The 24086-nt window shown below is 57.7% G+C and carries 19 protein-coding genes and 1 other RNA gene; 11 read left to right on the top strand and 9 right to left on the bottom strand.

The features are described 5' to 3' along the window. Positions 1–21 precede the first annotated feature (21 nt). Complete coding sequence (locus HNQ64_RS13535; RefSeq protein WP_184209459.1) at positions 22–3270, top strand: PAS domain-containing protein; 3249 nt, start codon at positions 22–24, stop codon at positions 3268–3270. Positions 3271–3487: 217 nt separating this feature from the next. Then, positions 3488–3901 carry a thioredoxin gene (trxA, locus tag HNQ64_RS13540; protein WP_221305450.1) on the top strand — a complete coding sequence of 138 codons (414 nt, stop codon included), beginning with the start codon at positions 3488–3490 and terminating at the stop codon, positions 3899–3901. Between the two features lie 7 nt (positions 3902–3908). On the opposite strand, the gene HNQ64_RS13545 is transcribed toward trxA, so the two are convergent. From HNQ64_RS13545 to HNQ64_RS13565, 4 genes are all read right to left on the bottom strand, one after another. Continuing rightward, on the bottom strand, positions 3909–4343 hold the full coding sequence (locus tag HNQ64_RS13545) for a hypothetical protein (protein WP_184209461.1): 435 nt from the start codon (positions 4341–4343) through the stop codon (positions 3909–3911). Between the two features lie 27 nt (positions 4344–4370). Then, positions 4371–5813, bottom strand: a complete 1443-nt coding sequence (locus HNQ64_RS13550) for a DUF1501 domain-containing protein (protein WP_184209463.1) — start codon at positions 5811–5813, stop codon at positions 4371–4373. A 318-nt stretch (positions 5814–6131) separates the two neighbouring features. Continuing rightward, positions 6132–6359, bottom strand: coding sequence for a hypothetical protein (locus tag HNQ64_RS13560; protein ID WP_184209467.1), 228 nt, complete (start codon positions 6357–6359; stop codon positions 6132–6134). A 45-nt stretch (positions 6360–6404) separates the two neighbouring features. Next, complete coding sequence (locus HNQ64_RS13565) at positions 6405–9719, bottom strand: PSD1 and planctomycete cytochrome C domain-containing protein (protein WP_184209469.1); 3315 nt, start codon at positions 9717–9719, stop codon at positions 6405–6407. Between the two features lie 170 nt (positions 9720–9889). Between HNQ64_RS13565 and HNQ64_RS13570 the strand changes: the two genes are divergently transcribed. Then, positions 9890–10669, top strand: a complete 780-nt coding sequence (locus HNQ64_RS13570) for an ABC transporter ATP-binding protein (RefSeq protein WP_184209471.1) — start codon at positions 9890–9892, stop codon at positions 10667–10669. Between the two features lie 358 nt (positions 10670–11027). Here the strand turns inward: HNQ64_RS13570 and HNQ64_RS13575 are convergent, their stop codons facing one another. Beyond that, the gene (locus tag HNQ64_RS13575; protein ID WP_184209474.1) at positions 11028–11780 is read right to left on the bottom strand and encodes a Fic family protein; all 753 of its coding nucleotides are present in this window, start codon (positions 11778–11780) and stop codon (positions 11028–11030) included. Positions 11781–11860: 80 nt separating this feature from the next. Next, positions 11861–12757 carry a LysR family transcriptional regulator gene (locus tag HNQ64_RS13580; RefSeq protein ID WP_184209476.1) on the bottom strand — a complete coding sequence of 299 codons (897 nt, stop codon included), beginning with the start codon at positions 12755–12757 and terminating at the stop codon, positions 11861–11863. Between the two features lie 128 nt (positions 12758–12885). On the opposite strand from HNQ64_RS13580, the gene HNQ64_RS13585 reads away from it, so the two are divergent. Both HNQ64_RS13585 and HNQ64_RS13590 read left to right on the top strand, forming a co-directional pair. After that, positions 12886–13257 carry a hypothetical protein gene (locus tag HNQ64_RS13585; RefSeq protein WP_184209478.1) on the top strand — a complete coding sequence of 124 codons (372 nt, stop codon included), beginning with the start codon at positions 12886–12888 and terminating at the stop codon, positions 13255–13257. Between the two features lie 58 nt (positions 13258–13315). Continuing rightward, the gene (locus tag HNQ64_RS13590) at positions 13316–13912 is read left to right on the top strand and encodes a pyridoxamine 5'-phosphate oxidase family protein (protein ID WP_184209480.1); all 597 of its coding nucleotides are present in this window, start codon (positions 13316–13318) and stop codon (positions 13910–13912) included. A 48-nt stretch (positions 13913–13960) separates the two neighbouring features. Here HNQ64_RS13590 and HNQ64_RS13595 read toward each other — a convergent pair whose 3' ends face one another. The 3 genes from HNQ64_RS13595 to HNQ64_RS13605 are packed head-to-tail and all read right to left on the bottom strand — an operon-like array spanning position 13961 to position 15966. Next, positions 13961–15217: a family 16 glycoside hydrolase gene (locus HNQ64_RS13595; protein WP_184209482.1), complete on the bottom strand. Its 1257-nt coding sequence runs from the start codon at positions 15215–15217 to the stop codon at positions 13961–13963. A 48-nt stretch (positions 15218–15265) separates the two neighbouring features. Next, a complete protein-coding gene (locus HNQ64_RS13600) occupies positions 15266–15661 on the bottom strand; it encodes a type II toxin-antitoxin system VapC family toxin (protein ID WP_184209484.1) in 396 nt (131 codons plus the stop codon). 8 nt (positions 15662–15669) lie between these two features. Beyond that, a complete protein-coding gene (locus tag HNQ64_RS13605; RefSeq protein WP_184209486.1) occupies positions 15670–15966 on the bottom strand; it encodes a type II toxin-antitoxin system VapB family antitoxin in 297 nt (98 codons plus the stop codon). Between the two features lie 69 nt (positions 15967–16035). Between HNQ64_RS13605 and HNQ64_RS13610 the strand changes: the two genes are divergently transcribed. From HNQ64_RS13610 to HNQ64_RS13635, 6 genes are all read left to right on the top strand, one after another. After that, positions 16036–17502 carry a DUF1501 domain-containing protein gene (locus tag HNQ64_RS13610; protein ID WP_184209488.1) on the top strand — a complete coding sequence of 489 codons (1467 nt, stop codon included), beginning with the start codon at positions 16036–16038 and terminating at the stop codon, positions 17500–17502. Between the two features lie 92 nt (positions 17503–17594). After that, complete coding sequence (locus tag HNQ64_RS13615; protein WP_184209490.1) at positions 17595–18578, top strand: ABC transporter substrate-binding protein; 984 nt, start codon at positions 17595–17597, stop codon at positions 18576–18578. Between the two features lie 8 nt (positions 18579–18586). Beyond that, complete coding sequence (locus HNQ64_RS13620) at positions 18587–20353, top strand: PAS domain-containing sensor histidine kinase (protein WP_221305451.1); 1767 nt, start codon at positions 18587–18589, stop codon at positions 20351–20353. Continuing rightward, positions 20350–21033 carry a response regulator transcription factor gene (locus HNQ64_RS13625; RefSeq protein ID WP_184209494.1) on the top strand — a complete coding sequence of 228 codons (684 nt, stop codon included), beginning with the start codon at positions 20350–20352 and terminating at the stop codon, positions 21031–21033. The genes HNQ64_RS13620 and HNQ64_RS13625 overlap by 4 nt, the downstream gene beginning before the upstream one ends. 77 nt (positions 21034–21110) lie before the next feature. Beyond that, positions 21111–21548, top strand: an RNA gene (rnpB, locus tag HNQ64_RS13630) — RNase P RNA component class A. Between the two features lie 87 nt (positions 21549–21635). After that, the gene (locus HNQ64_RS13635; RefSeq protein ID WP_184209496.1) at positions 21636–24032 is read left to right on the top strand and encodes a heavy metal translocating P-type ATPase; all 2397 of its coding nucleotides are present in this window, start codon (positions 21636–21638) and stop codon (positions 24030–24032) included. The last annotated feature ends 54 nt before the right edge of the window (positions 24033–24086 follow it).

Raw genomic sequence — 24086 nt, forward strand, 5'->3', positions numbered from 1 at the left:
CACTCCACTCATTTTGAACTCATGGAGGCTTCTCATCTCACGGCGTCAATTTCCCCTCATTCATTCAGCGTGGGTGAGCATGAAGATCATGTGACGCGGATTCTGGAAAGCATCACGGATGGGTTTTATGGGTTTGATCCCCAGTGGCGTTTTACCTTTGTGAATGAAGCGGCGAAGCGCATCCTTTCGGCTTACATCGAGTCACCCGATGCTTTGTTAGGCCACAGTTACTGGGAGATGTTTCCTTCCGCTCATGGGACCATTATTGAGACGGAATTTCTCCGGGCTGTTCGGGAAGGGGTCTCGGTGGAGTTCGAGGTCTTTTACACGCCCTGGGAAAGGTGGTTTTCTGTGCGTGGCTTTCCCATCCGTGGAGGTGGGCTTTCTGTTTATTTCCGAGATGTCACGGAGGACAAAGCCGTGGCTGCGGCTCTGCAGGCCAGTGAAGAGCGTTACCGCTCATTGTTTGCCTCCATCAATGATGGTTTCTGTGTGTTAGAAATGATTTGGAATGAGGATGGCCGGGCGGTGGACTACCGTTTTGTCGAAACCAATCTGGCTTTTGAAAAACACACGGGTCTGAAGGATGCGCATGGTAAAACCATCAAGGAAATGAATCCCTTGCATGAGGAGCACTGGTTTCAGATTTATGGCCGAGTGGCAAAGGAACGGGAACCGGTGAACTTCACGGAGGGGTCTGAGTCACTGGGGCGCTGGTTTGAGGTGTATGCCTTTCCCATTGGCTGCCCAGAGCAGTCGCAGGTGGCGGTGAAGTTTACGGACATTACGGAGCGTCTGGTGGCGGAAAGAGAAATGACGCGGCTGAGTCAAGAAAGCCGGGCTCGATTGGCAGAACTCGAGACCTTGTTGGAGGTCTTGCCGGTTGGCATCGCCATCGCGAATGATCCTCAATGCAGCCATATACGCCTCAATGCTGCTTTCTCAAAACTGCTCGAAGTGCCGCATGGTGGCAACGCTTCCAAAACAGCTCCTGAGGGGCAGATTCCCCAACATTTCCGCGTGTTCAATGACGATGGAGTGGAAGTGCCAGCGGAGCAATTGCCCATGCAGTTGGCTGCGCGTGACGGCAAGGAGATCCGTGATTGTGAACTGAATCTCGTTTTTTCAGATGGGCGTAAGGTGCGCTTACTGGAATATGTCTCGCCCCTCTTTAATGAGCGGGGAGAGAGCTGTGGCAGTGTCGGGGCTTTTCTGGATATCACGGAAAGAAGACATGCCGAACAGAGGCAAAAGTTCCTTGTTTCTTTGGATGATGCGGTACGGCCTTTGAGCAATGCGGAAGACATCGTGGCCATCTCCGCGCGTTTGTTAGGCCAGCATCTCCGGGTGGACCGCTGTGCTTACGCAGACATTGAGGCCGATGAAGATACGATGAATATCCTCGGGGATTATACCTGTGGGGTGGGGAGTATCATTGGTCGTTATACCTTCACCCAGTTTGGATCGCATGTCCTCGCCCTCATGCGGGCGAATGAGGCCTACGTCGTGGAGGACATCTTCACGCACGAGCCAGCCCCGGAAGGCACTCAATCTTATGAAAATGGGCAGATCCGCGCTGTGATCTGCGTGCCACTGCACAAAGATGGCAAACTGGTGGCCTCCATGGCCGTGCACATGAATGGGCCACGCCGCTGGACAGCGGAGGAAGTCTCACTCACTCAACATGTGGCCAACCGCTGCTGGGAAGCCCTGGAACGTGCCCGCGTGACCCGAGATCTGAAGGAAAGTGAATCCCGGTTTCGTCAAATTGCCGATCTCATGCCCCAGGTCGTCTGGATGGCGCGGCCCGATGGGCATGTGGAATATTTCAATCAACGCTGGTATGACTTCACTGGGCGTCCGCAGCGTGAAGCAGGAGATGCAGGCTGGCTCTCCGTCCTGCACCCGGAGGATGCTCCACGCTGTTCGGAGGTCTGGTATCACTCCGTACGCACTGGGGCACCCTATGAAATACGTTACCGTTGGTATGAGCCTGCGACGCAGAATTATCGCTGGTTTTTAGGGCGTGCTGTAGCTCTGCGGGATGAGCGGGGTGAAATCGTGCGCTGGTATGGCACCTCCACCGATATCCACGATGTGGTCAAAGCCGAAGAGGCCGCCCGCCAAGCCCGGGCTGAGGCCGAGCGTGCCAGCCGTGCTAAGGATGAATTTTTAGCGGCTCTCTCTCACGAGCTGAGAACGCCGCTGACGCCTGTTTTGATGGCTGTGGAAGATCTGTGTGAAGACCCTGCACTCCCAGGCACCGTGCGTGAAACGCTGCGCATGATGCAGCGCAACGTCAGCCTCGAAGCCAGGTTGATCGACGATCTTCTCGATCTTACCCGAATCACCCACGGTAAAATGGTGCTGCGGCTCCAGGAGGGCGATGCGCATGCTTTGTTAGGCCACGCTCTCGAGATCGCGCGTGATGAAGCTCAGGCCAAAGGGCTGGTGATCACACTGGCCCTGGATGCCACACTGACTCAGATCCGTTGTGACGCTGCTCGCATCCAGCAAGTGTTTTGGAATCTGCTCAAGAATGCCGTGAAGTTCACGCCCACCAAAGGTTCCATCGCTATTCGTTCTTATGATGAAGAGGACAGTCTAGTTTTAGAGATTGTCGATTCCGGGATAGGGATTCCTGCGGATAAACTTGAGCGTATCTTCCGCCCTTTTGAACAGGCGGGTCTCACCAATGATCATCGCTTTGGTGGAATGGGCTTGGGGCTGTCTATCTCCAAGGCCATCGTGGACATGCATGAAGGCAGCATTGTGGCAGAGAGTGAAGGCGCAGACCAGGGAGCCCTCTTCCGCGTGCGCCTTCCGGCCACTCGTGGGAATGAGATCCCTTCCCCAGGCGATGAATCTGAGGGCGGGGATTCCACGGCTAAACCCGACCCTACATCGGCCTCTTCTTTACGCCTGCTGATCGTGGAGGATCATGAGCCGACATTGGCGGTGCTGAGTCGTTTGCTCAAACGTGCAGGTTATCAGGTCATCAGCGCCACATGCATCGCCCAGGCTGAAGTATTGGCCGCTAACCAAAAGTTAGATTTTGTGGTCAGCGACATCGGCCTGCCTGATGGCACCGGCATTGAGTTGATGCGTAGCCTCAAGGCTCAGTATGGGCTGCGTGGCATCGCCCTCACAGGTTATGGCATGGAAGAAGATCAGCGACAAGCCTACGACGCAGGTTTTGTAGCCCACCTGACGAAGCCCGTGGAGTTCGCCCAACTGCGCCGCCTGCTGGCTGAAATGGCGGCTGTTTGAGCAGTTCCTAGAGTCATCCCAGGGACACCAGGCAAGGTGGGTGCCTTCTTAGGCATGGAACACGCTTGAAGTTCGGTTCATGTTCGCCAGCCAGTGTGCTGATGGCCGCGCATGCATTCTCCTGCTTCTGACCACGTTCCCAAAAACTTCAACGTCACTCCCATTACTTAGCGGCCTTGAGTCTAACCTCAGGGAAAGGTCTTGGCATTTGAGGAGAATGCTGGACATTTTGGGCATGAAGTCATCCAACATCGGGTTGTGGATCGCAGGGGCAGTGATGGCCTGGTGTGGCTGGATCGCCCTGGACATGGCGACCCCTCTGAGCTCGCAGGGGCGGAACTACTCCACCTTACCGGAAGTGAAAAATGCCACCGTGCCGGTGCTAGTGGAATTTTATGCGGACTGGTGCGGTCCCTGCCGCAGCGTGGGCCCGGTGGTCGAAGAACTTTCACGCGAAGTTTCTGACCGGGCGAAGGTGGTGCGCTTGGATGTGGATTTGCAGAGTGAGCTGGCGGCCAGTCACGGCATCCGCAGCATCCCCACATTCATATCTTTCAAGGAGGGGCGCGAGGTGGCCCGTGAGTCTGGGGCCATTTCCAAAGCTAAAATGCTCCAGATGCTGGGGCTGTGAGAGGCTATCACTCAGCGCCCGACAAGTCTTTGATGACTGTGATGAGCGGCGCAAAGGTGCCTGCCCAGCATAGAGCGGTGTGAATCACCAGCAGGCTTGTGCAGATCAATGAAACCCAGACTGAGGCACGGATGCTTTTGAGTTTCCAGGGAAGGATGAGGCTTACTCCAATGAGTAGGATGACTGAAGCAGGGGCCGCGAAACCATCTCCGGCACGGCTCCATGCGATCAAGCTTTTGGTTAGGTCGGGGAGTTTATTTTTGTCTCCCAGCATGTTTTCAAAGATGATTTCAAACTGGTAAATGGAGGTGCAGGCGCGGAAGCTGATGTAGCCAAGAAAGAGGACTAGGAGAGTCCACATGAGCTTGATCACGTGGCGCAAATCCTTTATTTCCTGCCGCAGAGCGGCGACTTCGGATTCAGCAGGGAGGGGTTCACTCATACCTCACCTCTGGCCGAAGTCTGAATCTCAGGCCAGCAGTTCTGGAACAATTTTGCAGTCTTCGACTCCAGTAAGGCGGAAGTCGAGACCTGCATACTTGAAGGTAAACTTGGAGTGGTCGAAACCGAGGGCGCGCAGGAGCGTGGCGTGCAGTTCATGCACGTGAACGGGTTTCTCTACTGCGGCAAAGCCGAACTCGTCCGTCGCACCATGGGTATAACCACCTTTGACACCGCCGCCAGCAAGCCAGTTGGTAAAGCCGTAGTGGTTGTGGTCGCGACCGCGCTGTTTGCCTGCATTGGAACCCGGTGTGGGGAGCTCGACGGCAGGCGTGCGGCCAAATTCACCACCCCAGATCATGAGGGTATCGTCGAAAAGACCGCGCTGCTTCATGTCTGCCATGAAAGCGGCGATGGCACCGTCCACATCCTTGGCGAGACGGGCGTGGTCGAGAATTTCATCATGGCTATCCCAGGGCTGGCCCGCCCCAGTCCAGAGCTGGATGAAACGGACGCCGCGCTCGAGGAGACGGCGGGCGATGAGGGTCTGGCGACCAAAGTCGTTTTCGCCATAGGCTTTGCGGATGTGCTCAGGCTCCTTGCTGATGTCGAAGGCATCCGTCGCCTCCATCTGCATGCGATAGGCGAGTTCGTAGCTCTGGATGCGGGCATCGAGCTGCTGATCTTTGTCACGCTGGATGAGGTGATTGTGATTCATCTCATAGAGCAGGTCTAGCTGGCGACGCTGCTGCTTCATATCCAGCGAGGTGTTTTTGATGAACTCGACCAGCTTGTCCACATCTGTGTTCTCGGTGTTGATGTAGGTGCCCTGGTAGATGCTGGGGAGGAAGGCGGACTGCCAGTTCTTTGTCCGGCGCGTGGGCATGCCCTTGGGGCACATGGAGATGTAGCCCGGCAGGTTTTCGTTTTCAGAGCCCAGCCCATAAGTCACCCAAGAGCCGAAGCTGGGGCGGTGGAGGCGGCCATCGCCAGTGTTCATGAGACCTAGGGAGGGTTCATGGTTAGGCACATCGGCCTGCATGGAGCGGATGACGCAGAGGTCATCGGCAAACTGGGCGGTGCGGGAAAAAATTTCACTCACTTCCAGGCCACACTGGCCATACTTTTGAAATTTGAAGGGGGACTTCAGGCCGGCCCCAGTGGGACGCTCGGTCTTGAGAGACATGTTCGGCAGGGCCTTGCCGTCATACTTATCCAGCATGGGCTTAGGATCGAACGTATCCACCTGTGAAGGGCCACCATTCATGAAGAAATGGATGACCCGCTTCGCTGTCGGCTCAAAGTGGGGCTGACGGACGCCGAAGGGGTTGGTGGCATTCAAAGCGGCCTGGGCCTTGCCTGCACCCATGATATCTCCTAGGGCCATGGAGCCCAAGCCCATGCCGAGACGGCTGAGGAGCTGTCTGCGGGTAAGGAAGTGATGTTCGAGGTTGGGGGCGTGGTGGGACATGGGAAAATTAAATTTGGGGCCAAGAACGGTTCAGACCGTGGGAAGGGTGGCGTTTGTTGTGGCGCACGGCGACGACTCGGATCAGAGATTCTGAATCGGTCACTTCATAAATTAAATGAAAAGGAAAACGTTTCATATTGGCGCGCCTAAACCGAGAACGGAGAGAAAGGGGATGATAGAAAAAGGGCGACTTTGATAAAGTGGCTACAATGAGATCAAGCTGGCGGCGGAAGTCTTTCGATAGGGCTGGATCAATTTCGCCTTAATATTTTTGTGCATCAAGCAAGTCACGGACTGCCAAAGGGTGAAAATCAACGTTCATGTTGGCGAGGCTATCGCCAACTGTCGTTTTACTTCTTCCCACGGGATCGCAATGACAGCCCCTGACCGAAGCTCTTCAGATCGCTGCTCTGCCAGAGCCAGTTCAGCGGCCTCTTCTGCGTCTTCATCCTCGAGGGCGGTCGTGATCTGGAGCCAATCAGAAAGCTGCAGGCGCTCTTCATAGCTGAGTTCTGCGATCTGTTCACGAATGTGGGCGATGGACATGAGGAACCTCCAGGTTTCGGTGTGAGTGAGTAATAGAATACGAAATCAATCCACAAATTGGAACTCGTTCGACATCATGAGCACTTGAGCGAGCTGAGCCAGGGGTGTTTGAGCTTTGGCGCGGTTGATGGGCCAGCCTTCCGGACCGCAAAAGTCAGTATCGGCACGGGTGAGAGGACTCAGGTGGCCATCGGCCTCCACAAGTTCAATCTTGGGTGCCCAGGTATAACTGTCGCTGTCCGTGTTTTTGTTTTCGGATTCGACGACGAAGCTCAGCACTTCATCCTGGCTGACTTCGAGATCGGCGGTGATGTCCACGCTGCTGGCGGGTTTGATCAGCTCCTCACGGATTTTCCCCGCGCGATTGGAGATGATCCAGACACGCACGCCGTTACCTCTTTCACTGGCGCGTTTGATGACGCCGCTGATGCGAATCTTCTGGCCTTCAAAAGGAGAAGTCCATTGCATCACAGCGGGCCAGGAGTGGCCGGGGTGGCCATTGCCTGCTCCGATGTAGAGGTGACCAAATTCCTTGGAAGGATGCACTTTCTCAGGCGTCCAGCGGAAGGTGCTCTGGCCGACCTTGCCGTAGTGAGGCATGGGCTCAAAACCTCCTAAGCTCACTTTGCCTGTGGCAGCGTCTTTTTCCACCTGTCCCCAGCCGTAACGCCAGACAAAGGCGGCTGCGCGGCGGCTGAGACCCTCGGCATCATTGCAAAAGCGCTGGGCCATCTCGACTTCCTCAGGCCGCGCATCGCGGCGCAGCACACGGTGGTAGAGAGCCTGCACAGATTCTGAATCCACCGTGCTGCCTTTCACGGGTGTGGCGGCGGCCAGCTTGGTGGAGCGCTGCTGCATGAAGGGGCTATTCATGAGGAACAGGGCCTGCTGCGGCACGGTGGTCACGTAGCGGATGGGGCTGTGGTTGTCCGGATTGGCGAAATCGAACATGGCAGGCACAGTGGCTTGATCATAACGATCCACCAGAAGGTAGATGCTGCGGCGGGTATCGGCTTCTTTATCCTTCAATTCGACCGCACGTCCGCCGATCTTGCCGGGGTTCAGATCTCCAGCCACTTGCAGCATAGCATCTCGCATGGATTCGTAGTCCAGACGCTGGCGGTTCTGGCGGCTGAGGAGTTCATTGTCGGCATCCTTGAGGTTTTTTTCCGCGCTGACTTGAGCCGCCTGCTGGTAGGTGCGGCTGCTGAGGATGCGCTGGTGCAGTTTTTTGAGACTCCAGCCTTCTTCCATGAAAGTGGCGGCGAGGTAGTCTAGAACGTCCTGCTGCACGGGCTTATCCGTCTGAACGCCGAAGTCACTGGTTTGCCCCACCAAAGGCTTGCCAAAATGCTGGGCCCACACGCGATTCACGATGACACGAGCGGTGAGGGGATTGTCCTTGCTAGCGATTTTCTGCGCGAGTTCCAGGCGACCGCTGCCTTCCTTGAAGCTTTCTCCACCAAACATGGTGAGCCATCCGCGTGGGGCGACTGCGCCTCGGCGGCTAGGATTGCCACGGATGAAGATGCTCACGTCGGCAGGTTTTGGCTTGTCCAGCATGACCATGGCGCGAGGAGGGGCACCCGGGTGCTCAGACTCCAGCTTCAGCCTCGCGTTCGAGTTCTTGACCATCTGAGTGAGGTCCTTGCGGGTGAAGAAGATATTCGCCTGCTCCACTGGCACAGACATGGGGCTGGGGGCTGCTTGCAGGATTTCACGCACTTGTTTCCAGTCCGCATTGTCCGGTTCCTTGCCAGCGAGGCAGGTATTGAAGATGTCGGCATACAGCGCGGCCACTTCATTGAAATTTTTGGGAGCCGGGCGTTTGGCCAGCTCATTGCGAGTCACCGCGTTCAGGCCACGCTCAGTTTTGATCATGGCTTCGACGACGGCTGGGGCCTTAGCGGCAAACTGATCCGCTGGGAGGGCAGCAAATTCTTTCCACGCGATCATCACCGGATGCGGCTTGTCCTTCAGGGCGTGACGTTTCAGGAAGTCTCCCCATTGATCAGCCACTTTGTCACGGAGCTTGAGCTGTCCGGCACGGCCTTTCAGCGTGTTGCGATCTTTGATGGTGACGGCTTCCTGGGCAAAGGCGAGGTATTCGGTGACACGCTCTGGATGGCGGATTTCATCATAGACCTGCTTTTTGAAGTCGAGCTCCTCTTTGGCAATGGCAGCCACCTTGGCATCGTAGTCCTTGATATCCGCCTCATTGGTCGCTTTGCCGATGATAGGCATGGCTTCATTGGCGGGCTCTTCGCTGCTGTTGAAGATGGAGTAGAGCGCGTAGTAATCGCGGGCCGGGATAGGATCAAATTTGTGATCGTGGCAGCGTGCGCAACCCACGGTTAGGCCCAGCATGCCGCGTGTCACAGCGTCGATGCGGTCATCGGTCTGCAGATCCTTGTTGCTGATGAAACGGTCCCCCACATTCAGGTAGGCCAGGGCAGCCAAGTGGGGATCATTTTGACCCGCAGGCACCATCTTGTCCGCTGCCAACTGATACATCAAAAACTTGTCATACGGCATGTCGTCATTCAGCGACTTCACCACCCAGTCACGGTAGGTGTAGGCATAGGGGTAGCGGGTGTTTTTGCCCGCGACTTGATAGCCATCGGTATCGGCATAACGGGCCACATCTAACCACAGGCGCGCCCAGCGCTCGCCATAGGCTGGGGAGGCGAGGAGCCTGCCCACCAGGGCATCCGTAGCGGCCTGGGCATTTTTGGCGCAGGCTTGTTCAAAGGCTTTTACGTCCTCATAGGAGGGCTGCAGACCTGTGAGGGTGACGTGGATGCGGCGGCAAAGCGTAGCGGCATCCGCAGTCGGGGCAAAGTCGAGTCCCGCCGCTTTCAATTTCGCGCCGACCATAGAATCCACCGTGCCCGCAGGTTTTTTCACCGGCTGGAAGGCCCAGTGCTGCATGGGATCTGCCTTTGCGGCCCCATGAGCCACTTCTTTTTCTTCCGGCCAGGGCAGGCCCATCTGCACCCACTTTTCCAGAGCTGCGATGTCGGAAGCTTTGAGTTTATCGCCCTTTTTGGGCATGGCCTCTACCCCGGCGGCGTGGTTGATGGCCTTGATCATTTTGGAGGCAGCCGGGTTGCCCGGTTCCACCACTTTGCCATAGTCACTGCCGCGCAGGATAGCGCTGCGCAGATCCATACGGAGACCATTCTCATGCTTGTGATCTCCGTGGCAGTTGTAGCAATTTTCCGCCAAGACGGGGCGCACGCTTTTCTCAAAAAATTCGATCTGTTCCGGCGGAAAGGTGTCGGCGGCAGCGGCCAAAGAACCAGCGACGGCAAAACTGCCGCCGAGGAGCCGGAGGAAAAATGGAGTCTGGGAAGTCATCTGAGGGGGGCTTCGATGAAGCAGCGGGCTACCATCAACGTCTGGAAAATACGCTGATCGAGGAGGAAAATACGCGCAACCCGCGTGCCACCTTGCACTAGGATGGGCAGATCTTCAATCTTGCGTTGCGCTTTGCAGCCTGTGGATTGCCGCGCTACATCCTACCCCTCATGTCCTCCGTTTTACGTGTTCAAAAAGCCACCTTCGTCCGGAGTGGTCGCCGCATTCTCAAAGGCATTGACTGGGAGGTGCAGGCTGGCCAGCACTGGTGCATCCTGGGTCCGAACGGCTGTGGCAAGACCTCCCTCATCAATCTCATCACGGGCTACGAGCCTGCGACCAGCGGCGACATCCAGATCGGCGAAGACCAGTTCGGCAACAGCGACTGGCGGGAAGTGCGCAAGCGCGTGGGCCTGGTTACCAATACCCTCACCACCTTCATTGAGCCGGGCGAGCCCGTCATCAACGTCATCGCCAGTGGCCGCGAGGCCAAGCTGAACCTCTGGCAGGCCCCACCCGCCGCCTGGCAGCGGCAGGCCGCCACCCTGCTGAAGGCCACCGGCAGCCCGCACCTGCGGAAGAGCCTCTGGGGCACCCTCTCCCAGGGCGAGCGCCAGAAAGTCCTCATCTGCCGCGCCCTCATGGCCCAGTTCTCCGTCCTCATCCTGGACGAGCCCTGCGCCGGCCTGGACCCCGTCGCTCGCGAGCATTTTCTCCAATGGATGGCCGAAATCGCCACCTGGCCCGAGTCTCCCTCCCTCGTCATGGTCACCCACCACGTGGAAGAAATCCTCCCCTGCCTCACCCACGTCCTGCTGTTAAAGAACGGCCAAGTCCACAGCCAAGGCGAAAAAGCCGACATCCTCACCAGCGAGGCACTGAGCGAAATCTACGGCGCCCCCGTGGAACTGGAAGAACGCGGCGAGAGGTATGCGCTGGTGGTGGGGTGAGGTTGAACGGAAACATGGAGATCTGTTCCGCCCCTTCAATTCAATGGCCAACCGAGCATGAAGATCTTAAACCAGTATTTTGGGAAATTAAATAATCTCTATACCAAAAGACTTGGGTGTACTTTTATCTTGGCTCTGTTCAGTTACTTCTTGGTCGCCATCATCCTCTGGTTGGTCGTAGCAAATGAGCCAAAATCGCACGTTGAAGAATCTGATGAAAGGGAGGGAACGATGCTGATAATCGGAGTCGTTTTCTTCTCGTTTTGTGTGGTGCCTCTTGTTCTCAAACAGAAGCAATGACTCATCAGAACTCGATGTTAGGCAAGTTAACAAGCCAACATCCGTAACGACAGTGCAATTAACAAAGCTGTGGCCAAGGCAGGCCTAACGAGTGGAAATAGGGACGGAAGCTTTCCTGGACGACTCCTGAGATGAGTTCGAGGAAGGGGGCCGGGTTGCCTTCGGCATGGTCTTGATCGAGAGCTTCGTAATAAGCCAGTCGCTTTTCCACGGGAAGCACGGCTGGAGGGTAACCAGCTTGCATGAGTTCCAGATTCATCAGCAGGCGGGAAGTGCGTCCATTGCCATCCACAAAGGGATGAATTTTCACAAAATCGCTGTGAACTCGCGCGGCTCTTTCCACCGGGTGCAGCGATGGAGCTTCTTGGTGATGCCACGTGATGAAGCGTTCCATCAACTCCGGCACCAGAACTTGGTCAGGCGGCAAGTGACTGGCCCCGGCGATCCTGACATTCACAGTCCGATAGCGTCCGGCGTTGTCATCATCAATGCCTTTGAGGATGAGTTGATGCAGACACTTGAGTGTCCATTCAGACAGCGGCTCGTTCTTTTGCACCAACTCTTCTAACAATAAAATAGCATCGCGATGATTCACGACTTCGAGATGTTCGCGTAAAGATTTGCCACCGATGGTGATGCCTTCCAGTGCTACCTTGGTCTCTCGGAGAGTGAGAGTATTCCCCTCAATGGCATTGGAGTGGTAAGTCCAGCGGACAATGAGGTCCTCACGCAGATTGCGCACGATGGCTGGATCCAGCGGGCGGTGCTGGTCCAGAATCGTTTTGAGGTGATCAACAGCGGAGAAGGTCATAATCGCACGGACTGAACTGCGTCAGAAGCTGGAGGAAAGCCAGCGGAGATTCCATCGGGAAAACCCGAAAACCGCCGTCTCTAAACCGAAAACTGCTGCGCGGTCTTTTTCAAAGCATTGACCAGAGTGGTGATGGAGGTGGGGGTTTTGCCTCTTTGCCAGAGGACGATGAAGTCCCAGCGGGCTTTTGCATCGGAGATAGGGACGAAGGTGATGCCGGGGTGGGTGGTGGATTTGAAGTAGTCGGGCAGCAGGGTGACGGCGGATTCGGAGGCGACCATGGAGAGCACGTGGGTGATGCCGTCGGGGTGGGCGAGGAAGCGGGGTTTGAAGCCGGCGGTGCGGCAGAGGGAGGTGATCCAGCGGTTGCGGCCGGGCATCTGGTCTTCATCCACGCCGATGAAGTCGTGTCGGCTCAGGTCTTTAAGGCGGAGTGCTGTCTGAGAAGTGAGTGGATCTGCGGCGGAGAGGGCGGCACAGACGCCAAAGGAAGCGAGTTTGAAACTGTAAAAATCCTGCGCGGCCACGGCTCCTTCTTGGCCGATGAGTGCGAGGTCGAGCTCGCCAGATTTCAAGGCGTCTATCTGCTCCCGGGGGGACATGTCGTGGAGCTTGAGCTTCAGCTCGGGGTGGGTCTTGCGCAGCCGCTCGAGGGTGGGGGAGAGGAGGGGCTGGGCGGCGGAGATGAGGTAACCGACTCGCAGCTCTGACCGGCTGCCACGGGCCTGCCGCCGCACATCGGCCAGGGCGGTTTCATAGGCGGTGATGACGGGGCTCATGGCCTTGACCAGTGCATGGCCCAGGCTGGTGGGTTTCACGCCGCTGGTCTCGCGATCCAGCAGTTTTCCGCCCACTTCAGATTCCAGCAGTTTCATTTGCCGACTCAGGGCAGGCTGAGTGATGCGCAGCCGCACGGCGGCACGGTTGACGCTGCCTTCTTCGATGACGGTGAGCAGAGCGCGGATGCGATCAATCATGGCTGGAGGGTATGTCCATCCGACATAACGGCAACAGCGAATGGGCATTATTCGTCGTCCGAGAAGGGAGGCAGGATGGTTCGTCAACCGGGAGTCTTCCCACAAACCAACCTAACAACGAACATCTCATGAAAACCGCTATCATCATCATCAGCGATCCCAAAGCCGGAGAAGAGGCTTTTGCACGTGCTTTCAATGCCCTGGCAGTGGCCGCAGAAGGCAAAAGGGCCGGGGACGAAGTGGAACTCAGCTTCATCGGCACCGGCACCCGCTGGCCAGCGGAGCTGTCTAAAATCACCAACCCCGCCAATGGACTCTACAACGAAGTACGGGATCTGGTGGTCGGTGCATCCTGTGCCTGTGCCACGGCTTTTGGGGCCACCGAGGGCATTGAGGCCAGTGGCATCGCCATGAAGAGCGACAATGCGGTGGCAGGCGCCACAGGCGTGCTGAGCCTACGCCATTACTTCGCGGAAGGCTGGCAGGTGCTGCTTTTCTAAGCCTCTGCAAACCGACCGATGCTGTCTTGAATCATTCATACCTAACCAAACATTCGTCATGGCCCATAAATTTCTTGATCTCTCCTTCACCCCAGAAGTGCTGGCTGCGCAGGAACATTATTATGGCCGCTCCCAGGTGCTGCCTCCTGCGACGCAGGATGACGCGTTGGGGCCGGATGAAGTTGGTTTCATTGAATCCCGCGACAGTTTCTATCTGGGCAGCGTGAGCGAAACCGGGTGGCCTTACATCCAGCATCGGGGTGGGCCACCGGGCTTCGTGAAAGTCATCTCGCCTAACGAGATTGCCTTCGCTGATTACAAGGGGAACCGCCAGATGCTGAGCACGGGCAATCTGGCGGTGAATGATCGGGTGTCTCTCTTTCTGATGGATTATCCCCAGCGGGTGCGGCTCAAGCTCATGGGACATGCCGAGGTGCTGGACGCTCGCGAGCACCCTGACTGGGTGGAGAAAGTCGCTGCGCCAGAGATGGTTAGGCTGACAGAGCGTATCTTTAAAATCCGCATCGTCTCCTATGACTGGAACTGCCCCAAGTACATCACTCCACGATACACGGCGGCTGAGGTGGCGGAGCTTGTGGCCCCGCTCAAGGCACGCATCTCGGAACTCGAGTCGCAGCTCCGGAAAGCGACCTGAGCTAGGGGCTCAAAAGCTAGCTTCTTCCAGTTTTTAAAACCAGCCTGCTTAGGGCTTTGGGGCCTCGGCTGGAGCAGGGGCTGCGGTGGCGGCAGGAGGGGTGAGCTCGCGCACAAAGACATTCGCGTAGCTGACAGCCTGGGTCAGGTCGGAGAGGCCGAGGCTGCCTGTTGGGCCCATGTCAACGGTGGCTTCGAAGGTCTGGGGATTGGCTTCTTGAGCTTCGGTGATGAGGACTTTGGCGGTGTTGCCTTTCAGGGTAGCTTTGATGCGGTACCACTGGCCTGCTTTGACCTTGTCTGCCCCGAGGACGATGGGAGCTTTGCCTTGGCCGAACATGACGAGGGGATGGCTGAGGCCACGCACACAAAGGCCGGCGACGGGTTTGGTGAGGTCGGCTCCTTTAGGGATGTTTACATCCGCGATGACTTCGCAGTCGCCATACTCCTGCTCGGTCCAGAGGGCTGGGCCGGTGGGGCCAGCGCCCAGCTTGATCTGCCAGTCGGCGGTGGTCCACTTGGCCGCACCTGCCGCCGGAACTTTCCAACCACGGAAATCCACGCCCGTGTAGAGGGCTTTCCACCCCTGGTCCAGCGGGGCCGTCATCTCAGCGGCTGCGTTTGTGGAAGGGAGTTCTTTGATGCGGACGTTGCGGAATTCCACCGGAGCACCTTCGGATTCCAAGGCGAGGTAACCTTTGCGATAGTTGCAGTTATCCCCACCACTGACGACTTTGCCATTCACGGCCAGGGTGAGGCGGCCCTTGTTGGCCTCGATGCGGTAGTGATTCCACTCGGGGCTGGGTTTGCTGCGCTCTTCGCTGGGAAAGCTGCGCTTGCCATTGCTCTCGCCATGCGGGTCCATGGTGGCACCGTGGATGGGGAAGACATCGCCATGGGTGGTGAACCATTTGGGTTTTTTGGGATCGGCTTTTTTCATGTAGCCGTGGTCCAGGACTTGGACTTCGATGCCCCGCAGAAAGGGCACGCCGGGGGCGCTGATAGGGGTGCCCCAGACAAAGATGCCGGAGTTCCCCGCTTCACTGAGGTGCCGCCATTCGGCCTCGAGGATGAAGTTTTCATACTGCTTCTCCGTGCGTAGCGCGCCCGTGGGCAGGCCGGTGCAGGAGATGACGCCATCTTTGATGCTCCAGGTCTCGGGCGCGCAGTTGGCATTCACCCAGCCCTTGAGGTCATTGGCATTGAACATGGGCACAAAACCCTGCTCCTCCTTGGGCTGACAAGCGGTGAGGGCCAGCAGGGGCAGGGCAGCAAGAGCAAGGAAGTGATGGCGGCGCAGGAACATGAGGGTGGCATTACGGATGGCACGGGCTGCTTCCTTCGCCAAACCTTCTTATTGGGGCAAATCCGTCAAGATCTGGAGCCCGGGCACACGACTGAAATCGCTGTCTTTGGTCAGCAAACAGGCATTCACGGCCAGAGCGCTGGCGGCGATGGTGAGATCCGTCACCTGCATGGGTTTGCCCTGGCGGTCCATGTGCCAAGCGAGCTCCATGACCTTTTGCCAGAGTTTGGGGGTCGTGGGGAGGATGATCATGGTCGAAAAAGCTTCATGAAATCGGTCACGTGCTTTGGCCTCCCGAAAGCCACGGCAAACCTCGACCATGATCACGCCACACGTGAGGATTTCCCAGTCTTCGGAAAGGGCAGCGAGGTCATGGAGCGGGTCCCGCCCTTGGCGGAGACGGTCAATGTAGAAACTGCTGTCCACGAGAAGGCCATTTATCATGAACGTGGTTACTTGACGGACGATTTGTTAGGCCTCGATGTCTTTTTATAGGTCACGTTTTTGGCTTTGGAGGGCGGCTTTGGGTCCAGAGCATCGTAAGTCTCAAAGTCAAAGCTGGCTTTGATTTCGGACGCTGTCATACCCAGGCCTTCTTTCAAGAGGCTCTTCAGTTGGCTCCGCCGCACCATCTCTGCCAAGGCTTTTTCGACCGCTCCAGTTTTGCTGGTGCTGCCTGTGAGGCGCATCACTTCACTCAGCACTTTTTCATCAATGTGCATGGTCATCTTCATAAAAGAGTATGGCATGCTTGCCATACTTTTCGAATTCTTTTCCTGAGAAGATATTCAGAGGTGGGATGGAACGTATTAGCAGCCATGGATCCGCTTCTCGAATACCACCTTGCGCAGACACGCCGCCAGTTTTTCGGCCAGGTGGGGTTGCGTGCGGGTAGCATCGCCTTGGCTTCCATGTTGGGGCGAGGTTTCGCTTCGGCCGCTCCTGCGGAGGGGATGATCCACCCGCCGATGCCGGGCCTGCCGCACTTTGCGCCGAAGGCGAAGCGGCTGATCTACCTGCACATGAATGGGGCGCCCTCGCAGTTGGACCTGTGGGATTACAAACCGGGCCTGAAGGATTATTTCGACAAGGATTTGCCCGAGAGCGTGCGCAATGGCCAGCGCATCACCACGATGACGAGTGGCCAGTCACGGCTGGCGGTGGCCCCCTCCATGTTCAAATTCCAGCAGCATGGCAAAAGCGGTACTTGGGTGAGTGAGTTGCTGCCACATACGGCGAAGATCGTGGACGAAATGGCGCTGGTGAAGACGGTGAATACGACGGCGATCAACCATGATCCCGCGTGCACCTTTGTGATGACGGGCAATGAGGTGCCGGGTAAGGCGAGTATCGGTTCCTGGTTGGCGTATGGCCTGGGTAGCGAGAGCAATGACCTGCCAGCCTTTGTGGTTTTTACGCCCAGTTTCCCGCCGGAAAGCGCGGCCCAGGCGCTGTTCACACGCATGTGGAGCAGCGGGTTTTTGCCCACCAAATATACAGGGGTGGCCCTGCGTGGGCAGGGAGATCCTGTGCTGTTTGTGAAGAATCCGCCAGGGGTGAATCCGGGGGATCGCCGTACGATGCTGAATGCCCTGAATCAGCTCAATGAGATCAATCACGCCCGAGTGGGAGATCCGGAGATCCAGACCCGCATCGCCCAATATGAAATGGCCTTCCGCATGCAGTCGAGTGTGCCGGAACTCACGGACTTGAGCAAGGAAAGCAAGGCGACGCTGGAGATGTATGGGGACGATGTGAACCGCCCCGGCAGCTTTACCCACAGCGCCATCATGGCCCGCAGGCTCATCGAGCGAGGCACCCGTGTGGTGCAGATCCTGCATCGGGGTTGGGACCAGCACAATGGACTGCCTAAACACCTGCGCAATCAGGTCAAAGACACGGATCAGGCCTGTGCAGCGCTGGTGATGGACCTCAAACAACGCGGTCTGCTGAATGATACCCTGGTGGTCTGGGGTGGGGAGTTTGGGCGCACGGTGTATTCCCAAGGCACCCTCACAAAGGACAATTATGGGCGTGACCACCACCCGCGAAATTTTTGCATGTGGATGGCTGGCGGTGGGGTGAAAGCAGGGTCTGTATGGGGAGAGACGGATGACTTCAGCTACAACATTGTTAAAGACCCAGTTCATATCAATGACCTGAACGCCACGATTCTGCATCTCATGGGCATTGACCACAGTCGGTTCAGCTTTAAGTTCCAGGGGCTGGACCAAAGGTTAACCGGGGTGGAAGAGCACCATGTGGTCAAGGGCATCCTGGCATGACCTTTAGTGCTTAATAAAGACATGGCTTATTGACCATCAGGGGGGCTTTGTGATTAGGCTGGTGTCTGCTTTGCGAGATGCAGACCTCCGCCATGAGCCGACCTTCCTCCTTTTCCTTTGGCACCCTTGCTCTTTCGGCTTTGGTTTTGGTGCTTTGGGTGGCTGCCTTGCAGGTGCCGGTGCCTCCGCAGGAGGAGCCGCTGAGAGTCGCGGTGGGGATGTGGGCCGGTGCAGAGCCGTGGGTGCTGGCCCGTGAGGCGGGGGAGCTAAAATCCAGCCAGGTGAACCTGGTGGAAATGAACTGGACCTCTGCGGCCATGCGCGCGGTGGGAAATCGGGTGGTGGATGCCACGGTGCTCTCGCTGGATGAGGTCATTCGCCAGATCCACCAGGGCTACCCTTTGCGCATCGTGATGGTGACGGATGTGTCTCGTGGAGCGGATGCCCTCATGGCCAAACCCGCGATCACGAATATCGCGGGTTTGAAGGGGTGCCGGATCGGCTATGAGCCGCGCACGTCCGGCGCTTGGTTGCTGAGTAAAGCCCTAGAAAATGCCCATCTAAAGCTCTCAGACGTGCAGCAAGTGCCGCTGAATCCTGCCGAGGTGGAGGAAATCTTTCAGGAGTTGGCGCTGGATGGTGTGGTCCTTTCAGAACCTTGGCGGCAGAGACTCCACAGTATGAATCTCAAAGAAGTTTATGATTCATCTGTTCCAGGGGCCTCCATCGTGCGCGTCCTAGCAGTGCATCCCGATGCCCTCGTCGTGCATCGGGAGGCTTTGATCTCACTCATTCAGGCTCACTTCAAATGGATGCCGAAGCTCTATGAAAATGGTCGCGAGCTAAGCCCTGTGCTGCGCCGTGAAGGGGTGACGGCTGAGGTTTTTCAACAAGTGATGAAGAATCTCGAGGGGGTGGATTTGGCGCGAAACCATCGGCTTTTGAGTCAGCAAGAGCCCTGGCTGGGGCAGCTTTTCACCGAGCTGCAAAAAGGTCTGGTGGAGGATGCGGAATCTGCGGCGCGTCTGGACCCGTCTGAGGTGTTTGACGTGAGCTTACTGGAGGAACTGCCATGAAGCATCTGATGCGCTCACTTCAGTTTAAAATTTCCGTGTCCCTGTTTGTCGTCGGGGCGACTCTGATCGGCATCAGTGCTTTGCGGCTGAATGAACGGTCTAAACAAACGCGCCGCACGGCCATGATGGCCCTGGCGTTTGCGGAGGGTTCACGTCTTTCGGGCATGTCCCAGCACCTGTTGCGGAGGAAAGTCTCGCGGGCGGCGGACTTGGAGCTCAGCTACAGCTCCACGAATAAGGATCTCCGTTTGGGATTGATTGTGGACGGTAGCGATATCGTCCGTCATGCGACGATGCAGCAGATGCGTGGCTTGACACTGGCGGAGACACCGTTGGCGGACGTGGGTCCCGTTTTGAAAAAGGTGCGGGAATCCATGGAAGGCCGGGTGGTGGAGCTGGTGAGAGGGAAACGGTTGGTGGCGGTATTCCCGTTTTGGGAGGGGCTGGCCCAGGCTAAGGGCAGCGTGATTCTGGAGTATGATTTGGAGATGCCGCTGGCCTCCGCTTCAGCGGTGGCTCTGCATGCTTTGCTGGCGCAGTCCATGGCGCTCATGGGGGGCTGTTTGGCCCTGTGGTTGTTATTGAAAAAGGTGGTCACCGACCGTGTGGAGGCTCTCGTTTGCCAGGTGCAGGGAATGTCGCTGGAAAGCGAGCCGATGCTGGCCATGGGCGGCAAGGATGAGCTGGCGCAGGTCTCCCAGGCGGTGCGTCTCACGCATGATCGGTTGCGGCACTCTGAGCAGCGGCTGCACCAGATCGCTGCGACGATGCGGGATGTCTTTTGGCTGGCACCGGATGCGAGCGGAAGCTTCGCCTTTGTCAATGAAGCTTACGCCACGGTCTTTTCACGCCAGGGTGCCAGGCTGGCCACTCACCGGTGGGACTGGCTGCATGCCATCGTAAGGGAGGACCGCCGCCGCTGCCTGGAGATGCTGCGGTCTCTGCGCCAAGGCGGGCCGAGGCAGGAGATCGAGGTGCGTGTGGCCTCCCCCGAGGGGCACCTACGCTGGGTGCGCTGCCGTGGGTTTGCGGTGCCCGGTACGGAAGGGCACGAGTGCTCGGTGGCTGGCATCGCCATGGATGTGAGTGAGCGCAAGACTCTGGAGCGACGGCTTCTTGACACGGCGGAGAATGAGCGGCGGCGCATCGGGATGGATCTGCATGATGACCTGTGCCAGCGCCTGGCTGCGGCCCTCATGAAGACCGGTGTGCTGCAATCCGCCCTGTCTCGTGGCGGGGGCAATAATCAGGAACCGTTGGCCTCTGAACTGGCGAATGATCTTTCTGAGGCCACCGGCATCGCCCGCGGTTTTGCTCGGGGTCTCGCGCCAGTGGGGATTGAGGCCCTGGGCATTACGGCGGCGCTCTCAGACTTGGGGGATTTCATCACTCGTGGGTTTAAGATTCCTTGCCGGGTGGAGTGCTCAGCCTCCGATACAGGGCTGACGGGGGAATCTGCCACACATATCTTCCGCGTGGCCCAGGAACTGGCCACGAATGCAGCTAAACACGCCAACCCGACGTGGATTGAAATCAGCTTCGAAATGACGCCGCAGGAGGCGCGCTTGCTCGTAACCCATGATGGGAGGCCCTACCGCCCCGCCCACGCCGCCATTGAGGGCATGGGCATGCACCTCGTGCGCCAGCGGCTGGATGCCCTGGGTGCCTCCCTGAGTTTCCACCCCTCTGCACAGGGGGAAGAGTCTGTGAGCTCTGTGGAGTGCCTCATCCCTCTCTCGTTAAATCCTGAAACCGCCACCGTTGAAATCGCATGAATACCCCCCCCAACCTGCCGCACCGGATCGCCATCGTTGATGATCATACCCTCATGCGTGAGGGCCTGAAAATGTTTGTCGAAAACCTCGAAGACTTCGCCTGTGCCTGGACGGCGGCAGATTCGCAGGAGGCCCTGAGAATGCTCGAGAAAGATGTGCCTGATGTGCTGGTGGTGGACATTACCCTACCAGGTCGCAATGGCCTGGAGTTGATCAAAGACGTGCGGGTGCTGAATCCTGACCTGCCCGTTCTCGTGGTCTCCATGCATGATGAGACCTTGTATGCGCAGCGGGCGCTCAAGGCTGGGGCGAAGGGCTACATGATGAAGGATGCTCCCCACGGCGCTTTTGAAAAGGCCCTGCGGCGCATTTTGTCCGGCAGCATCGCCCTGAGCGAGCGCATGTCTGAGACCATCCTACTGGCTTTCTCCTCGGGGGCCAATCCAGGGCCAGATGGCGCTATCCATCATCTCAGCGATCGTGAATTTGAGGTCTTCCAACTCATCGGTGAAGGCCGCAGCACGGGCCAGATCGCGGAGACGCTGCGCATCAGCCCGAAGACGGTGGATGTGCACAAACTGAAGATCCGCCAAAAGCTGAAGCTCACCGAAGGCACCTCGCTCACTTCCTTTGCCATCCGCTGGGTGGAGATGCGGAAGCTGGGCAAAAAGGCAGAGTAGTCACCCTTTCCCCCCTCGGAGTCCATTCGTCCGGCACATTCTGCTTGGCGAATGGACAAGCCGATCTAAAGTGACAACGGGTCGGCCGGAGTGGTCGCTCGTCGGAGGGTCGCTTGCGGCACTCGCGGACGAGAGGAAAGTCCGGACACCACAAGGCAGCATGCCGCGCGCAAGCGTCGGAGGTTCTGGGGCAACTCAGGGCAATGGAAAGTGTCACAGAAAACAAACCGCCTTTTGGAGCTTCGGTTCTAAAAGGTAAGGGTGAAACGGCGGGGTAAGAGCCCACCGCTCCGACAGCAATGAAGGAGGCACGACAAACCCCATGCGGTGCAAGACAGAACAGGAGAAAGGCCCGCCTGGCCGCAAGCCCTCGCAAGGGGGTGGATAACTCCGGGTAATAGTCGCATCCTGCGTGAGCGGGAGTCAGTGCCGCGAGGCGCTGTCAGATAAATGACCACGCCGTTGGCTGAAAAGCTGACGACACAAAATCCGGCTTATGAGGGCCGACCCACTTTTTCTTTTCAGCGCCAGTGCGCGCAATCGGTGCAGTGTCATAACCAAGGAGCGGGCAGCGATGCAGGCCTGACGGGTTAGGGTGGGAGATGTCGTCTAGGGTCTTCTGCCAACACTGCGGCACACCGGTGCCGAGCCATCGCGAAGACGGTTTTTGCTGCGCGGGCTGTGTTTACGTTCATGATCTGCTGCATCAGCAGGGGCTGGATCATTTTTATGATTTGAAAGGCGGGGTTTCTCTGCCGCCGGTGTCTCCCCAGAGTCTGCGGGAACGTGATTATGAATGGCTGCAGGAACTGGCGCGGGTGGAAGCAGCCACACAGGTAACCTCCGTGCCTGAGGAAAGGCGTAGCAGTGCACCGGTGGAATTGCACTTAGCTTTGCAGGGGATCTCTTGTGTGGGCTGTGTGTGGCTGATAGAGCGCGTTTTTTCCCGCCACGCGGGAGGTTTACGGGTGAATGTGGATGTGGTGCAGGGGGAGCTGCGGGTGACGTATGCGCCGGCTTTGTTTGATGTGGTGGCCTTCGCACGTGATTTACAATCTTTTGGTTATCTGGTGGGGCCGCCTCATGATGGGCAGGCGAAAAAACAATCGTCGGGACTGGAACGACGGGTGGGGGTGTGCGGTGCCTTTGCCATGAATGCGATGGCCTTTTCTTTGCCTGCTTATTTTGGCATGCCGGCGGAGTTTGCCTTTGCTTCGTGGTTTGACATGATCGCGGCTGTTTCGGCCACTTTGGCCATGCTGGTTGGCGGGAGTTATTTTATCGAGAAAGCTTGGCGCAGTTTGCAGTTAGGTGCACTGCATATTGATACGCCTATCGCCTTGGGCATCATCGCTGCCTACCTTGGTTCTTTGGGAGGCTGGATCGCGGGAGTCCCGGGGCTGAAATACTTCGACTTTGTGGCCATCTTTATTTTTCTGATGCTGACGGGGCGCTGGGCTCAGCAGGCGGCGGTGGAGCGAAATCGCCGTAAGTTGATGCGTGACACTTCCATTCCTGAAAGTGTGACCCTGCTAGGGGAGGAGCGATCTAGACCTTTGAGCGCCTTGCAACCAGGAGTGCGATTTTCGATCAAGCCTGGCCAGTCCATCCCCGTGGCCTGTCGGTTGCTGAGTCCTCAGGCCGCTGTGAGCCTGGAGTGGATCAATGGAGAAAGCGAGTCGCAACACCGTTTGTTAGGTCAGTTGTTGCCTTCAGGGGCACTGCACATCGGCACTCGTGGTTTGGAAGTAGAGGCACTGGAGAGCTGGCAGGAAAGCACCCTGCGGAAGTTGCTCGAAGCCCGGCGTCCAGGGGAGTTTAGGGATCGTGGGCTGGAGCGGCTGCTGCGCGTGTACCTGGGGGTGGTGGTGGCCGTGGGGTGGGCCAGTGCGGTCGTCTGGTGGTGGCAGGGGGCAGGCATGGCCCTTGCGCTACAGGTTATGATCTCCATCTTTGTGGTGTCCTGCCCCTGCGCTTTGGGGGTGGCGGTGCCTTTGGCCGAAGATTTAGCCGCCTCACGAGCAGAACGGTTGGGGGTCTTCGTGCGGTCTTTGGGCCTGTGGAAAAGGCTCACCCGAGTGCGGCGTGTGGTCTTCGATAAGACAGGGACATTGACCTTGGAGAACCCGGTTTTGGAAAATGCGGAGGTGCTCAAAGATCTGGACGAGGCCGCATGGACAGCTTTGCGCACGCTGGTGACGGGGAACCTTCACCCTGTGAGCCGCAGTTTGTTTGATGCCATCGGCCCTGGGGCTTTGCTGCAAAACGAAGTGCAGGAGGTGGTGGGGCAGGGGCTGAGTTTGACCGATGCTGGCGGACATGAGTGGTACCTGGGGCGTGGCCAGGAGGGAGATGCCTGCTTCCGGCGAGATGGGGTGATACTGGCGGCTTTCCGTTTCCGAGATGAGCTGAGGAGTGAATCTGTGGAGGAAGTGCGCAGGCTGCAGCAGCGGGGACTGGTGGTGCAGATTTTGAGCGGGGACCGAGAGGCCAAAGTGGCCCACATCGCCGCCCGGCTAGGTCTGCGCCGAGATCAATGGCAGGCCGAAATGACGCCGGAGGAAAAGGCGGCCTGGGTGGCGGCAAACGCGCAGGATGACACGTTGTATGTGGGGGATGGGGCCAATGACAGCCTGGCCTTTGATGTGGCGTTGTGTGCGGGCAGCCCGGTAGCAGGGCGGAGTTTTTTGGAACAAAAGGCGGACTTCTTTTTCCTGGGGCATAGCCTGCGGTTTGTCAGCGGGTTGCTCGATACTGCGCGACTGCACAGGCGGGCTACCCGGTGCGTTTTTGCATTTTCAGTCTCTTACAATGTGGTCACGGTGGTGGCGGGTATGATGGGGCACCTGAGTCCGCTCGCGGCCGCGATTCTCATGCCCCTCAGTTCTGTGGTGACGCTGAGCTTGGTGGCTTGGACTTTCAAGGGAGTGCAGCGGAAAGTTCGCGAAGAAACAGCAGTTTCATTCACCAAACGGGTGGCTGCGGGCGGTTACTCCTGACTTTGCACAAGCGGCGCTCAGAACAAAGCAAACGCTGGGGGGCAATGCGTGGTC

It is taken from the genome of Prosthecobacter dejongeii, from assembly GCF_014203045.1.
GTDB classification, from domain to species: Bacteria; Verrucomicrobiota; Verrucomicrobiia; order Verrucomicrobiales; family Verrucomicrobiaceae; genus Prosthecobacter; species Prosthecobacter dejongeii.